Genomic DNA, 13298 nt, shown 5'->3' with positions numbered 1-13298 from the left:
TCGGGCCGCGGGCTGGCCTGTGTGGGGGGGCCGGGGCGCTGGGGGCGCGCGGGGGGGGGCCCGCCGCGCGGGGGCCCCCCCCCGTCGCGCCACGGGGGGGGGGGCCCCGCCCCCTGTGCGCCGTGCTGGTGCTCAGACGGTGGTGACGACCTGCTCGTACTCCAGGCGCGGGGAGCGCGGGAACCACGCGTCCGGCCCGGGGCGGCCGATGTTGACGATCATCAGCGGGGTGTGGTCGTCGTCGAGGAACTCCTTGCGGACGCCCTCGAAGTCGAAGCCGGTCATCGGGCCGGCGGCCAGGCCCGCGGCGCGCACGCCGACGATGAAGTAGGCGGCCTGGAGGGCGGCGTTCACCGCGGCGGCACCCTCGCGCACCGGGCGCTCGCTGAAGAAGGCGTCCTTGGCCTGCGGGAAGTGCGGGAGGAGCTGCGGCAGTTCCTCGTGGAACTCGTTGTCCGCGGAGAGGATCGCGACCAGCGGGGCGGAGGCCGTCTTGGGCCGGTTGCCCTCGGCCATGTGCGCGACCAGGCGCTCGCGGGCCTCGGGGGAGCGGACCAGGGTGACGCGCAGGGGGCTCTGGTTGAAGGCGGTGGGGCCGTACTTGACCAGGTCGTAGATCGCCCGCACCTGCTCGTCGGTCACCGGCTCGTCGGTGAACGTGTTGGCGGTGCGCGCCTCGCGGAACAGCAGGTCCTGGGCGGCGGGGTCAAGGGCGAGTGACATGCGTGAACCTTCTCGGGGGGTACGTCGGCCCGTCTGTCCGTGGGGGGACCACGGATGTCCGTGCAGGAGCCACGGACCGGTGGACGGGTCCGACGGTACGCCTATGAAGTTCAACGCTCAACTAAATCCGGAGCCCAGTGGTCCACTTCACAGCTCAGGCCTCCCCGGAGCCCTCCGCCCCGCCCTCCTCCTTCCGCTCCTCCTCCGCGAGCGCCGCGTCCAGCCGGGCCCGCGCCCCCTCCAGCCGGCGCCGGCACACCCCGGCCAGCTCCTCGCCCCGCTCCCAGAGCGCGAGGGACTCCTCCAGCGTCGTACCGCCCGCCTCCAGCCGTCGTACGACCTCGATCAGCTCGTCCCGCGCCTGCTCGTACCCGAGCGCCTCGGCCGCCGCCGTCTGCTCCGTCCTGCCGGTCATCCGTCCACCCTCTGTGTATCGACTCGAACCGTGAACTCGCCCTCGGACACCCGCGCCCGCAAGGTCTCACCGGCCTCCACCCCGGCCGGATCCCGCACCGCGTGCCCGTCCGCCCGCTGGAGCACGGCGTACCCGCGCTTCAGCGTCGCGGCGGGGGACAGGGCCACCACGCGCGCGTGCGTGTGCGTCAGCTCGGAGTCGGCCCGGTCCAGCCGATGCCGCAGACCGCGCCGGCTGCGCTCCAGCAGCGCCGTGACCTCCTCCGCGCGCGCCTCGACCATCCGGTGCGGATCCTGGAGCGAGGGGCGGGCCAGCGCGTGCGCCAGCCCGCGCTCCTCCCGGTCCAGCAGCGCCAGGACCGAGCGCCGCGCGCGGTCGCGCAGCATCCGTACCCGCTCGTGCTCCTCGCCCACGTCCGGCACCACCTTCTTGGCGGCGTCGGTCGGCGTGGAGGCGCGCAGGTCGGCCACGTGGTCGAGCAGCGGGTTGTCCGGCTCGTGCCCGATCGCGGAGACGACCGGCGTACGGCACGCCGCCACCGTCCGCACCAGCTGCTCGTCGGAGAACGGCAGCAGGTCCTCCACGCTGCCGCCGCCCCGCGCCACGATGATCACGTCCACGTCGTCGACCGCGTCCAGCTCCTTCACGGCCTGGACGACCTGCGGCACCGCGTGCACCCCCTGCACGGGCACGTTGCGCACCTCGAAACGGACGGCGGGCCACCGCAGCCGCGCGTTCTCCAGCACGTCCCGCTCGGCCGCCGAGGCGCGCCCGCACACCAGCCCGATCAGCCGCGGCAGGAACGGCAGCGGCTTCTTCCGCTCCGGCGCGAACAGCCCCTCCCGCGCGAGCGACTTCTTCAGCTGCTCGAGCCGCGCCAGCAGCTCGCCCACCCCCACCGGCTTGATCTCGGCGGCCCGGAGCGAGAGCTGCCCGCGCGGCGCGTACCACTCCGGCTTGCAGTGCACCACCACCCGCGCGCCCTCGCTCACCACGTCCGCGACGGCGTCGAACACCTGCCGGTAGCAGGTCACGCCCACCGAGACGTCGTACGACGGGTCGCGCAGCGTCAGGAACACCACCCCGGCGCCCGGCCGCCGCGACAGCTGGGTGATCTGCCCCTCGACCCACACCGCACCGAGCCGGTCGATCCACCCCCCGATCAGCCGCGACACCTCACCGACGGGCAGCGGCGCTTCCGCAGACGTGTTGAGAGCCATGTCCGCGAGAGTAGTGCGCCCCACCGACAACGCACCGTGACCGGGCCCCCGTACGCGGCCTTACGATGGGACGCATGACCGCTTCGCCTGGCCGCCGTGTCCTGCTCGCCGCCCCCCGTGGCTACTGCGCGGGAGTGGACCGCGCCGTGATCGCCGTCGAGAAGGCCCTGGAGCAGTACGGGGCCCCCGTCTACGTCCGGCACGAGATCGTGCACAACAAGTACGTCGTGCAGACCCTGGAGAAGAAGGGCGCGATCTTCGTCGAACGGACGGAGGAGGTCCCGCCGGGCAACATCGTCATGTTCTCCGCGCACGGCGTCGCCCCCGTCGTCCACGAGGAGGCCGAGCGCGGCCGGCTCGCCACCATCGACGCCACCTGCCCGCTGGTCACCAAGGTCCACAAGGAAGCCGTCCGCTTCGCGAACGACGACTACGACATCCTCCTGATCGGCCACGAGGGCCACGAGGAGGTCATCGGCACCTCCGGCGAGGCCCCCGACCACATCCAGCTCGTCGACGGGCCGGGCGACGTCGCGAAGGTCGAGGTCCGCGACCCCTCCAAGGTCGTCTGGCTCTCCCAGACCACGCTGAGCGTCGACGAGACCATGGAGACCGTCGACGCGCTGAAGGAGAAGTTCCCCCAGCTCATCTCCCCGCCCAGCGACGACATCTGCTACGCCACGCAGAACCGTCAGCTCGCGGTCAAGCAGATGGGCGCCGAGGCGGACCTGGTGATCGTGGTCGGCTCGCGCAACTCCTCCAACTCCAAGCGGCTGGTGGAGGTCGCCAAGCTGGCCGGCGCCCGCGCGGCGTACCTGGTGGACTTCGCCGACGAGATCGACGAGGCCTGGCTGGAGGGCGTCACCACGGTCGGCGTCACCTCGGGCGCCTCGGTGCCGGAGATCCTCGTCGAGCAGGTGCTGGAATTCCTGTCGGGGCGCGGCTTCGAGGACGTCGAGATCGTCAAGGCCGCCGAGGAGTCCATCGTCTTCTCCCTGCCCAAGGAGCTCCGCCGCGACCTGCGCGAGGAGGCGGCGGCCCTGGTGGCCGAGCGCGGCGGCTCCGGGGCGGATTCCGCGCGGTGACGGCGGAGCGGGTGTGACGGTCACGCGGGCTGCCTCGTGTGACCGTCCGTCGTACGTCGTAACGTAGGGCCATGCAGATCTTCGGCGTGGACATCGGCGGTTCCGGGATCAAGGGTGCCCCGGTCGACCTGGACATGGGGGACCTGGCGCAGGAGCGCCACAAGGTCCTCACCCCGCACCCGGCCACACCCGACGCGGTGGCCGACGGCGTGAAGCAGGTCGTCGACCACTTCGGCTGGACCGGACCGGTCGGGGTCACCTTCCCGGGTGTCGTCACCGGCGGCACCACGATCCGTACGGCGGCCAACGTCGACAAGAACTGGATCGACACCGACGCGCGCGTGCTGCTCGGCGACCGCCTGGGCGGCCTGCCGGTGACGGTGGTCAACGACGCGGACGCGGCCGGCGTCGCCGAGATGCACTTCGGCGCCGGACGCCACCGCCGGGGCACGGTGATCATGCTGACCTTCGGCACCGGCATCGGCAGCGCCCTGTTCGTGGACGGCGTCCTCGTCCCCAACACCGAGCTGGGCCACCTGGAGCTGCACGGCCACGACGCGGAGAAGCGGGCCTCCAGCAAGGCCAGGGAGGACGAGGACCTGTCGTGGGAGGACTGGGCGCACCGGGTGCAGAAGTACCTGGCCCACGTGGAGATGCTGTTCTCGCCCGAGCTGTTCATCATCGGCGGCGGCGTCAGCCGCAAGTCCCACAAGTTCCTGGACCACGTCCAGGGCATCAAGGCGGAGATCGTCCCGGCCCAGCTCCAGAACAACGCGGGCATCGTGGGCGCGGCGATGCGCGCGGCGACGGGCGGCTGAGGGACGTCAGGGGCGGGGACGGTTCCGCGCGGCGCGCCGGTTGATCCCGCGCACCCGGCGCATCCTGCGGCCGAGCACGATCAGGCTCGTGACCAGCGTCCCGCCGTAGAGCCACCCGGCCTGGGTGGCGAGGCCCGTCACCATGCCCATCAGCCGGTCGCCGGTACCGCCGCCGCCCTCGTCGGCGAGCGGGACCAGCCCCACGGCGAAGGCGATCGGCACCACGACGGGCGCGACGAGCAGGTCCCCCTCGCGCACCCACAGCGCGGTCAGCACGCACACCGGCAGGAAGAGCACGCCGTACACGGTCCCCGACGACCCGAACAGGACGTCGGTCAGCAGGCCGAGGACGAGCGTCACCAGCCCGCAGAACAGGCTCAGGCCCAGCCCGGTGAGCCGTGGGTTGGGCAGCCGCCGGACCGCGGGCGGGGGAGCGGGCCGGCCCTCCGGCACCCGGGCGGGCCGGACGGGCCGTGCGCCCCCTCCTCCCGCCGCCCGCCCCGCCCGGGGAGGCAGCGGCGGCTCGGCCGGCCTGTCACGTCGCGGTCCGTACCGCGCGGGTCGCGTCCTGTGTTGCTCCACTGCACCAACGTAGGTCGTTTTATGTGCCGAACAGCCCGTCAGACACGCCGGGGATCGCGGTCCGGCCGCACGTTCGACGGATCGCCGGGTCGCGGGCGGGCACGCCGTAGACTGGTGGATCGGCCCACACAGCCCCGTCGGCCGGTCCTCGTCCCCCATCCTCACGTACGGGAAGTCGCAACGTGTCGCTCACGATCGGAATCGTCGGTCTGCCGAATGTCGGCAAGTCGACCCTGTTCAACGCCCTGACCAAGAACGACGTGCTGGCGGCCAACTACCCGTTCGCCACGATCGAGCCGAACGTCGGCGTCGTCGGTGTCCCCGACCCCCGGCTGACCAAGCTGGCCGAGATCTTCGGCTCCCAGCGGATCCTCCCGGCCACGGTCGACTTCGTCGACATCGCCGGCATCGTGCGCGGCGCGTCGGAGGGCGAGGGCCTCGGCAACAAGTTCCTCGCGAACATCCGCGAGTCCGACGCGATCTGCCAGGTCATCCGCGCCTTCAAGGACGAGAACGTCGTGCACGTCGACGGCAAGGTCTCGCCGAAGGACGACATCGAGACGATCAACACCGAGCTGATCCTCGCCGACCTCCAGACCATCGAGAAGGTCCTTCCCCGCCTCCAGAAGGAGTCGCGGATCAAGAAGGACGTCGCGCCGAAGGTCAAGGCGGTCGAGGAGGCCAAGGAGATCCTGGAGAAGGGCGACACCCTCTTCTCCCAGGGCGTCGTCCAGGGCACCGAGCGCGCGGAACTCCTCCACGACCTGCACCTCCTCACCACGAAGCCGTTCCTCTACGTCTTCAACGTCGACGAGGACGAGCTGACCGACGAGGACTTCAAGAACGAGCAGCGCGCCCTGGTCGCCCCCGCCGAGGCGATCTTCCTCAACGCCAAGCTGGAGGCGGACCTCGCCGAGCTGGACGAGGACGAGGCCCTCGAACTCCTCCAGTCCGTCGGCCAGGAGGAGCCCGGCCTCGCCACCCTCGCCCACGTCGGCTTCCGCACCCTCGGCCTGCAGACCTACCTGACGGCCGGCCCGAAGGAATCCCGCGCCTGGACCATCAAGAAGGGCGCCACCGCCCCCGAGGCCGCCGGTGTCATCCACACCGACTTCCAGAAGGGCTTCATCAAGGCGGAGGTCATCTCCTTCGCCGACCTGGTGGAGACCGGCTCGGTGGCGGAGGCCCGCGCCAAGGGCAAGGCCCGCATGGAGGGCAAGGAGTACGTGATGCAGGACGGGGACGTGGTGGAGTTCCGCTTCAACGTGTGACCGTATCGCCATAGACGGCCTGACCTGCGAGAACGCCGGTCAGGCCGGCTTGCTGTCCGCAGGAGTCCGCAGACCTTCGGAGGTCAGACGGTGCGGATGACGGGAGCGGGCTTGACGTCCTGGGCGTCGACGAGGGCGTGGATGTCGTACGGGTCGGAGGTCCAGATGATCGCCCCGAGACCGGCAGCCATGACGACGACGGTGGCGTCGACGATGTCTGCGGTGCCGGCCTTGCCGCAGAGAATGCCCGCGGCCTTGGCGGTTTCGAGACCCACGGGTACGACATGGCACCCGGCGAGGAACTTGCCGAGCCTGACCTGTCGGCGGGAGTCCCGCCATGCCTGGCTGACGACCACGGAGGGCACGTGGATGTCCCTGCCGTCTTCGAGAGCCAGGCTGTGGCGAGCCCACATGCGCCGGTCGTCGTTGTCGATGGCGATCAGCGCACCGGCGTCGTACAGGTAGGGGATGTTCACGCGGCCGATGCCCCCGTGCCGCTGAGGTACTCGGCGTCGGCGTCGGCCATCTCGGCGCGGGCGTTGGCGAGCTCCTCCGGCGTGAAGGCGCCGTGCTCCGCCTGCCACTCCTGGATCACGGCCCGCCCGGCCCGCAGCCGCAACTCTCGTTCGGCTGCTCCGGCGACGAGCCGGGAGAGTGGGATGCCTTCCTCCTCGGCTGCGCCGGCCAGGGCGTCCACCAGGGATTCGTCGAGAGTGATCGTCACCTTCTTGGTAGCCATACCAACACCATAGCGTGATATGGCGGAGGCGGGGGCGGGTTTCGGGCGGTGGGGGTTGCCCTCGTGGGCCCGGCCGGGGAGCCGCCGTGTCGTGGAGCTCGCCATTCCGTCAGCGCTCCAAGGCCGTACTGGGCGGCGCACCACTGCCGGCGGGGATGGTGGGAGGATGCGGGGACTGCGAGAGAGGGGCGGGACGCGTGGGGCGACGCGATGGACACGGCAGCCCTTCCGGACGGCTATTTCGACGCGCTTGCCGTGACGATGCCCTGTTGCTCTGCCCAGACGGACTTGAACGCCCTCGACTACGTCGAGACTGCGGGTTTCGCCAGGTACAGCCTCGTCACCACAGACCTGGAATGTGAGCTGTCACTACCACCAGCCAGGCGTTGGAGGATCTCCTGGGCACGGACCTGCGGCAGGTCGTCGCCCGGTACTGACGTCAAGCGCTGGCTTCGCTATGCGGGGCCGCTCGGAAACAGAAGTTCGTACGGCAGGTGATCGTCATCCGGTACGTGCGGCACGTAGTCCGGGGCCGTGCGTGCGGCCACAGCCGGCAGGCGAGCGGCGTCACGCCGCTCAGACGGGTTCCGGCCGCGGTTCCCGCCGCGGCTCCGGGACGGTCGTCGTCTCCCACAGCGCGGTGGTGCGCGCGTAGCCGTGGATCACCGAGGTCATCGCCAGGACGAGAAGGGGACCGAACGCCCACGGGTACTCGGCCATCCGCGCCGGCAGCCACCGGTACGACACCAGCAGCACGGTGAAGACCGTCGTGCCGTGGACGACCAGCCAGGTGGCCGGCCGGTCCCAGCCGCGTGCGAGCGAGCGCATCGCCGCCTCGACGGTGAGCGCGAACACCACACCGGCGACGAGGTCCACGCCGTAGTGGTAGCCGAAGCCCAGCGTCGCCGAGAGGGTGGCGACCAGCCAGAACGTGCCCGCGTACCGCATCGCCCGCGAGCCCTCGCGGGTGTGGACGAAGAGGGTGACGGCCCACGCGGTGTGCAGGCTGGGCATGCAGTTGCGCGGGGTGATCCCGTCGAACGGGAGCGGGTGCGGGGTGCCGATGGACGGCAGCGTGTCCGGCCACAGGTGGCCCACCGCCCACGGTCCGCCGTCGGCGCCGTAGGCGTAGACCGGCCCGACGACCGGGAAGATCATGTAGACGGCCGGTCCGAGCAGGCCGATGACCAGGAACGTGCGCACCAGGTGGTGGGCAGGGAAGCGGCGCTCCACCGCCACGCGGCGCAGCTGGTACAGCCCGACGAGCGCCGCCGCCAGCGGGAGCTGGCCGTAGACCACGTGGAGGAGGAAGGGGCCGACCGGATCGGTGGTCTCGACGATCCGGCCGGCCAGCCACGACGGGTCGCCCAGCGCGCGGTCGGCGAGCGCGACGTACGGGTCGAGCACCGTCGGGCGGGTCTTCGAGGTGATGAGCAGCCAGGTGTCGCCCGTCTTGTGGCCGGCCACCAGGAGCAGGCCCAGACCGGAGCCCTTCAGCAGCAGGAGGCGCTCCGGCCCGGTACGGCGGGTGACGGCGACGGCCGCGATGCCCAGGACCACCCACAGCGCGCCGTTGCCGAAGTTCATCTCGGCGCCGGCCGCCCACCGCACCAGGAAGAAGACGACGTCGACGCCGATCGCCGTGCCCGCCGCGACGAGCCGCTGCCGCCAGGTGAGCACCACCATCGCCAGCGCGAGACCGGCGTACAGCAGCGGTCCCGAGTCGGGGGCGAGGACCACCTCACGTGCGTGGTGGGTGACCGGCCCCGGCAGGCCGTAGCGGTGCGCGGTGAATTCCAGGGCTATGAGGAATCCGAGGGTCGCGACACCCGCGGCCGCCCACAGCATCGCCTGCGGCTGACGTATGCGCGCCGGTGCGCGGCTGGGTTCTGTTTTCACTGCCTGGTCTATATATGAAGATCGGGTGATCGGCGGGGCGCCATGGGTCCGCACATGCTAACGGCACCCTGTGCGCCCGAGGTGAGCCAGGGCCGCTCCCGCACGGACCACGGCCGCCCCGTCGCCCGGCGGCACGCCTGCGCGTACCCCCGGACCAGGGGACGGGAGCCGTCCTCCACCCGCCAGGCCAGGACGTACCGGCTCGGGGAGAGACCGCGGACCGGGCGGGTCGTGACGCCGCCGAGGGTGATCAGAGGGGCGTTGCCCGCGGTCACCCGGCCGGCACCCGGACCCCGCCGCCGAAGCCGGCGAAGGTGCCCCGGGGGCGAGGGCCGTCACCCCGCGCCTACGATGCGGCTCGTGTCCATACCTCCGCCGCACGGGCCCCCGCAGGAACCTCAGGGCCCCCAGGGCCGGCACCCCGTTCCCCAGGGCCAGGCCCCGTATCCGCCGCCGCGGTTCCCCTACGGCGGCGGGCCCGGTCCCGCGCCGTACGGGCTCTACGGGCCGTACGGTCCCCGGCCGCCGGCCGTCGTCAACGGCGTCGCCGTCGCCGCCCTGGTGTTCGGCCTGCTGTGCCTGGTGCCGGCCGCCGGGCTGGTGCTGGGGCTGGTCGCGCTGCGGCAGATCAGGCGGCGGGGGGAGCGGGGGCGGGGGATGGCGATCGCCGGGACCGCGCTGTCGTCGCTCGGGCTCGCGCTGTGGACGGCGGCCCTCGCCTCCGGTGTCCTGAGCGACGTCTGGGAGGGCCTCAAGGACGGGACGCGCGGCGACAGCGTCCTCACCCTGGCCAAGGGCGAGTGCTTCGACTCGCCCGGCGGGCTGGAGGGCTGGTCCGCCGACGCCGGCCGGGTGCCCTGCGCGCGGGAGCACGACGGTGAGGTCTTCGCCGTCGTCCGCCTCCCCGGCGACCGCTATCCGGGCGACGACAGCCTCACCGGCACCGCCGGCGAGCGGTGCCACGACCTCCGGGACGCCTACGTCATGGACGGCTGGGCGCTGCCCGCCACCGTGGGCGTGTACTACCTCGTCCCGTCCCGGGAGAGCTGGCGCTTCGGCGACCGCGAGATCACCTGCGTCTTCGGCGACCAGGACCCGCGGAAGACCCTCACCGGGTCGCTGCGCCGGGACGGGACCACCCTCGACGCGCACCAACTGGCCTATCTGGCGGCCGAGGAGGTCCTCGACGCGGCGCTCGACGCGTCCCCCGGGTCGGAGTACCCCGAGGACGACCTGCCGGGACACACCGCGTGGGCGGCGAAGGTCGCGGACGCGCTCGCCGAGGAGGCCCGGATGCTGCGAGCGCACGAGTGGCCCGCCGGTGCCGGGCAGGCGGTGGGGGACCTCGCCGCCGGCCTGGAGGAGGCGGAAGGGGCGTGGGCGAAGGCCGCCGGGGCCGACGACGCGGACACGTACATCGAGCACGCCGACGCGGGCTGGGAGGTGACCGACCCCCGCGTCTCGGTCACCGCGCGCCATGCCCTGGGGCTGGCCTCCACGCCGCCCGAGTACGACGAGGAGGCCGAACGCGACACCGGTGACGGTGGAATGAAGGTGTGAGAGCCGCCATAGCGGGGAGAAAGTGCCTGCGTAAAGCCCTCCCCCGGCAGATGTCATCACATCGAGTGATTCTTTGGCCTTCGCTTGCCTGAAACAACCTACGGTTGTCACGCTGTTGCTGTCTGTACAACCTGATGGGAGCGGCCCGTGACATTCGGTGAGCAGCCGGCGTACCTGCGCGTCGCGGGTGATCTCCGTAAGAAGATCGTCGACGGCCGGCTGCCGCCGCACACGCGGCTCCCCTCCCAGGCGAGGATCCGCGAGGAGTACGGCGTCTCGGACACGGTCGCGCTGGAGGCGCGCAAGGTCCTCATGGCGGAGGGGCTCGTCGAGGGCCGCTCCGGTTCGGGGACGTATGTGCGCGAGCGTCCGGTGCCCCGGCGGGTCGCCCGCTCCGGGTTCCGTCCGGAGCGGGGGGCCACGCCGTTCCGCCAGGAGCAGGCCGACGCGGGTGTCCGGGGCACCTGGGAGTCCAGCAGCGAGCAGGCCGCGGCCCCCGACGCCGTCGCCGGGCGGCTCGGCATCGAGCCCGGCGACCGTGTGATGCGCACCAAGTACCTCTTCCGGGAGGCCGGTGAGCCGATGATGCTCTCCACCTCCTGGGAGCCGCTCGCCCTCACCGGCCGGACCCCCGTGATGCTGCCCGAGGAGGGGCCGCTCGGCGGCATGGGCGTCGTCGAGCGCATGCGCGCCATCGACGTCATCGTGGACAACGTCACCGAGGAGGTCGGCGCACGCCCCGGCCTCGCCGAGGAGCTGGTGCTGCTGGGCGGCGTCCCCGGGCACGTGGTCCTGGTCATCGAGCGCACCTACTTCGCCTCGGGCCGGCCGGTCGAGACCGCCGACGTGATCATCCCCGCCGACCGCTACCGGGCCGCCTACCACCTCCCGGTGAAGTAGCGGCCCCACGGGACGGCCCCGCCTGCCGGGCGAACCGCCGCGCCCGGCCCCCGGCACCCCCGCGGAGACCCCGCACCCCGGGGAAGACGACCTGCCGCCATCCGGGTTCCGGCCTTCCGCACTTCCGGCGGGTTCCCTGCGGGGTTTCCCGGTCGGCGGGCCTTTGCGCTCCTGATGAGGTCCCTTGCGCCCCTTTGGGAAAGCCCCTCGTGAGCCCGGCCCCGGCCTTCCGCGCCCCCCGGAGGGCTCCCCGAGGGGCGGTTCCCGGCCGTCGGTTCTCCGCGCTTCCGGCGGGACTCCTCACCCCCCGGGGACCTGGTCCCCGGCCCTCCGCGCTCCCGCCGGGACCCCCGCCGGGTGATCCTCGCGCGCCTTCACGCGCCCTTCCGCGCCCCCGGTCCGGCTCCGCTCCGGCGCTCCGCCCGTGGCGCCGTCGCCCCCGTGCCGTAGCAATCTGGCCGTTCTCCCAGGTCGCCCCCGGAGCACGGCGTGCCGGGCGGCGTGCCGCTGACCGGACGTGTCAGCCTTCCCGCACGGCGCGTCCGCCACCGTGCGCCCCCTGCGTTCTGGCTGGTTGCGTGCCTCTTTGTGAAAAGGCGTATTCGCTCAGTGAAGGTAAGGCGTAGGCTCGGGCATATGCGGACTGGGGTTTCCTTATCGGGCGGGGCGCGGCACCGGTCGCGGACGGGAAGTGGAGGGGAGCGATGAACGACGGCACGGTGACTCTTCCCTGGCTCGTCGTACGTCAGGACGACAACGGCAATCGCTACCGGGTGGGCAGGTACGCGACCCGCGCCGAGGCCGAGCGGATCGCGGACAGCCTCGACGGGCGCGGACACAAGCAGCTCTACTGGGTCGAGCGGATCAGCCAGAACGGAACGTCCGCCGACTGACCCGGACGGCCGGCGGGCCCCTGCCCGCACCTCCCGTAGGCTCCGGCGCATGAACGAGCGGATCGTGGTGGCCGGTGCGGCCCTGTGGCACGAGGGGCGGCTGCTCGCCGCCCGCCGGAGCGCACCCGCCGAACTGGCCGGGCGCTGGGAGCTGCCCGGCGGCAAGGTCGAACCGGGCGAGACCCCCGAGGCGGCCGTCGTACGGGAGTTGCGCGAGGAACTCGGGATCGACGCCGAGGCCGTGGAGCGCGTCCCGGGGGAGTGGCCGCTGCGGACGCCGTACGTGATGCGGGTGTGGACCGCGCGGCTGCGCCCCGGATCCGCCGCGCCCCGGCCCCTGGAGGACCACGACGAGCTGCGCTGGCTCACCCCCGACCGGATCTGGGACGTCGACTGGCTCGACCACGACGTGCCCGCCGTCCGCGGCACCCTCGCCCACCTCGGCCTCCGGGAGGGCGTGTGACGTGCGAGTCCGGCGCGCGGGGGCAGGAGTGACGGTGTGTGGGCGCCTTTCCGCGCCGCTCGTGCCACGATGCGCCGTCGAACGCGGTACGCCGTCCGGGATATCGGGTATGTGCCCATTAACCCCATGAAACCGGACATGGGTGGACTCCCTTGCCGGGGAAGTGATCCGCGTGCTCGACACCGACGGCGACCACGCCGCGTGGACCTTCTCCGCGGACCCGGGAACCGTGCGCGCCGCCCGCCGTGCCGTCCGTGACCAACTGCGCCTCTGGGACCTCGACAGCGTCGGCGACCTCGCGACCCTGCTCGTCAGCGAACTGGTCACCAACGCCCTGCGGCACGCCACCGCCCCCATCGGCGTACGCCTGACACGCCCCACGGGCCACAAAGGCGTCCTCCTGGTGGAGGTCTCCGACCCCCTCCCCGAGCCCCCGCACGAACGCACCGCCCGGCCCGAGGACGAGGGCGGGCGCGGGCTTCAGCTCCTGGCCTCCGCCTCCCGCCGCTGGGGCACCCGGCCGGGTGCCGCCGGCAAGACCGTGTGGTTCGAACTCGCGGTGCCGAGATGAGGGATCGCACGCCCGTTCACGGTGTACGCGCCCGCCCCTTCCGTCGAGTGACCGGCCGAGGGCCGTGGAGGTTGTCGAAGAGGGGGTTCGACGACGTGTCCGCTGGTTAGAAGACTGGAAGTGTTCTCACGGCGCGGACCGAAAAGCATCGGGACCGTG

15 protein-coding genes and 1 pseudogene are annotated in these 13298 nt (G+C 72.4%); 8 read left to right on the top strand and 8 right to left on the bottom strand.

Annotation, left to right across the window (positions count from 1 at the left end; translation table 11 throughout):
* Positions 1–132 precede the first annotated feature (132 nt).
* The 3 genes from ACF1DX_RS06020 to xseA all read right to left on the bottom strand — a co-directional run bounded on the left by ACF1DX_RS06020 (position 133) and on the right by xseA (position 2358).
* Positions 133–723 carry a malonic semialdehyde reductase gene (locus ACF1DX_RS06020; RefSeq protein WP_085575369.1) on the bottom strand — a complete coding sequence of 197 codons (591 nt, stop codon included), beginning with the start codon at positions 721–723 and terminating at the stop codon, positions 133–135.
* A 154-nt stretch (positions 724–877) separates the two neighbouring features.
* Positions 878–1138, bottom strand: coding sequence for an exodeoxyribonuclease VII small subunit (locus ACF1DX_RS06015; RefSeq protein ID WP_391790013.1), 261 nt, complete (start codon positions 1136–1138; stop codon positions 878–880).
* Positions 1135–2358 carry an exodeoxyribonuclease VII large subunit gene (xseA, locus tag ACF1DX_RS06010; RefSeq protein ID WP_391790012.1) on the bottom strand — a complete coding sequence of 408 codons (1224 nt, stop codon included), beginning with the start codon at positions 2356–2358 and terminating at the stop codon, positions 1135–1137. The genes ACF1DX_RS06015 and xseA overlap by 4 nt, the downstream gene beginning before the upstream one ends.
* A gap of 65 nt (positions 2359–2423) precedes the next feature.
* Between xseA and ACF1DX_RS06005 the strand changes: the two genes are divergently transcribed.
* Both ACF1DX_RS06005 and ppgK read left to right on the top strand, forming a co-directional pair.
* Complete coding sequence (locus ACF1DX_RS06005) at positions 2424–3443, top strand: 4-hydroxy-3-methylbut-2-enyl diphosphate reductase (protein WP_391790011.1); 1020 nt, start codon at positions 2424–2426, stop codon at positions 3441–3443.
* Between the two features lie 71 nt (positions 3444–3514).
* A complete protein-coding gene (gene ppgK / locus ACF1DX_RS06000; protein ID WP_391790010.1) occupies positions 3515–4261 on the top strand; it encodes a polyphosphate--glucose phosphotransferase in 747 nt (248 codons plus the stop codon).
* A gap of 6 nt (positions 4262–4267) precedes the next feature.
* On the opposite strand, the gene ACF1DX_RS05995 is transcribed toward ppgK, so the two are convergent.
* Complete coding sequence (locus ACF1DX_RS05995; protein ID WP_391790009.1) at positions 4268–4843, bottom strand: DUF6542 domain-containing protein; 576 nt, start codon at positions 4841–4843, stop codon at positions 4268–4270.
* Between the two features lie 182 nt (positions 4844–5025).
* On the opposite strand from ACF1DX_RS05995, the gene ychF reads away from it, so the two are divergent.
* Positions 5026–6114 (top strand): redox-regulated ATPase YchF, encoded by a 1089-nt coding sequence (gene ychF / locus ACF1DX_RS05990; protein ID WP_391790008.1) that lies wholly within the window; start codon positions 5026–5028, stop codon positions 6112–6114.
* 83 nt (positions 6115–6197) lie between these two features.
* Here ychF and ACF1DX_RS05985 read toward each other — a convergent pair whose 3' ends face one another.
* From ACF1DX_RS05985 to ACF1DX_RS05970, 4 genes and pseudogenes are all read right to left on the bottom strand, one after another.
* Positions 6198–6590: a twitching motility protein PilT gene (locus ACF1DX_RS05985; protein ID WP_391790007.1), complete on the bottom strand. Its 393-nt coding sequence runs from the start codon at positions 6588–6590 to the stop codon at positions 6198–6200.
* Positions 6587–6853 (bottom strand): hypothetical protein, encoded by a 267-nt coding sequence (locus ACF1DX_RS05980; RefSeq protein ID WP_391790006.1) that lies wholly within the window; start codon positions 6851–6853, stop codon positions 6587–6589. Before ACF1DX_RS05980 ends, ACF1DX_RS05985 begins: the two co-directional genes overlap by 4 nt.
* Before the next feature lie 576 nt (positions 6854–7429).
* Entirely contained in the window at positions 7430–8701 is a 1272-nt protein-coding gene (locus tag ACF1DX_RS05975) for a phosphatase PAP2 family protein (protein ID WP_391790458.1), read from the bottom strand.
* Positions 8702–8760: 59 nt separating this feature from the next.
* Positions 8761–9045 (bottom strand): annotated as a pseudogene (locus tag ACF1DX_RS05970) (hypothetical protein); the annotation flags it as partial.
* Between the two features lie 67 nt (positions 9046–9112).
* Between ACF1DX_RS05970 and ACF1DX_RS05965 the strand changes: the two are divergent.
* From ACF1DX_RS05965 to ACF1DX_RS05945, 5 genes are all read left to right on the top strand, one after another.
* Positions 9113–10312: a DUF4190 domain-containing protein gene (locus ACF1DX_RS05965; RefSeq protein ID WP_391790005.1), complete on the top strand. Its 1200-nt coding sequence runs from the start codon at positions 9113–9115 to the stop codon at positions 10310–10312.
* Between the two features lie 147 nt (positions 10313–10459).
* On the top strand, positions 10460–11212 hold the full coding sequence (locus ACF1DX_RS05960) for a GntR family transcriptional regulator (RefSeq protein WP_391790004.1): 753 nt from the start codon (positions 10460–10462) through the stop codon (positions 11210–11212).
* A 704-nt stretch (positions 11213–11916) separates the two neighbouring features.
* On the top strand, positions 11917–12105 hold the full coding sequence (locus tag ACF1DX_RS05955; protein WP_073932281.1) for an SPOR domain-containing protein: 189 nt from the start codon (positions 11917–11919) through the stop codon (positions 12103–12105).
* Between the two features lie 49 nt (positions 12106–12154).
* Complete coding sequence (locus tag ACF1DX_RS05950; RefSeq protein WP_391790003.1) at positions 12155–12568, top strand: (deoxy)nucleoside triphosphate pyrophosphohydrolase; 414 nt, start codon at positions 12155–12157, stop codon at positions 12566–12568.
* A gap of 142 nt (positions 12569–12710) precedes the next feature.
* Positions 12711–13139 (top strand): ATP-binding protein, encoded by a 429-nt coding sequence (locus ACF1DX_RS05945; RefSeq protein WP_391790002.1) that lies wholly within the window; start codon positions 12711–12713, stop codon positions 13137–13139.
* The last annotated feature ends 159 nt before the right edge of the window (positions 13140–13298 follow it).

Source organism: Streptomyces sp. NPDC014676, assembly GCF_043084105.1.
In the GTDB taxonomy this organism is placed as follows: domain Bacteria; phylum Actinomycetota; class Actinomycetes; order Streptomycetales; family Streptomycetaceae; genus Streptomyces.
The sequence above is the reverse complement of the archived record's forward strand: the minus strand, read 5'-3'. Positions and strand labels throughout refer to the sequence as shown.

Coding starts and splice junctions, on each gene's coding strand:
- ACF1DX_RS06020 (WP_085575369.1), bottom strand. CDS start 723: ATGTCACTCGCCCTTGACCCCGCCGCCCAGGACCTGCTGTTCCGCGAG.
- ACF1DX_RS06015 (WP_391790013.1), bottom strand. CDS start 1,138: ATGACCGGCAGGACGGAGCAGACGGCGGCGGCCGAGGCGCTCGGGTAC.
- xseA (WP_391790012.1), bottom strand. CDS start 2,358: ATGGCTCTCAACACGTCTGCGGAAGCGCCGCTGCCCGTCGGTGAGGTG.
- ACF1DX_RS06005 (WP_391790011.1), top strand. CDS start 2,424: ATGGGACGCATGACCGCTTCGCCTGGCCGCCGTGTCCTGCTCGCCGCC.
- ppgK (WP_391790010.1), top strand. CDS start 3,515: ATGCAGATCTTCGGCGTGGACATCGGCGGTTCCGGGATCAAGGGTGCC.
- ACF1DX_RS05980 (WP_391790006.1), bottom strand. CDS start 6,853: ATGGCTACCAAGAAGGTGACGATCACTCTCGACGAATCCCTGGTGGAC.
- ACF1DX_RS05975 (WP_391790458.1), bottom strand. CDS start 8,701: ATGCTGTGGGCGGCCGCGGGTGTCGCGACCCTCGGATTCCTCATAGCC.
- ACF1DX_RS05955 (WP_073932281.1), top strand. CDS start 11,917: ATGAACGACGGCACGGTGACTCTTCCCTGGCTCGTCGTACGTCAGGAC.
- ACF1DX_RS05950 (WP_391790003.1), top strand. CDS start 12,155: ATGAACGAGCGGATCGTGGTGGCCGGTGCGGCCCTGTGGCACGAGGGG.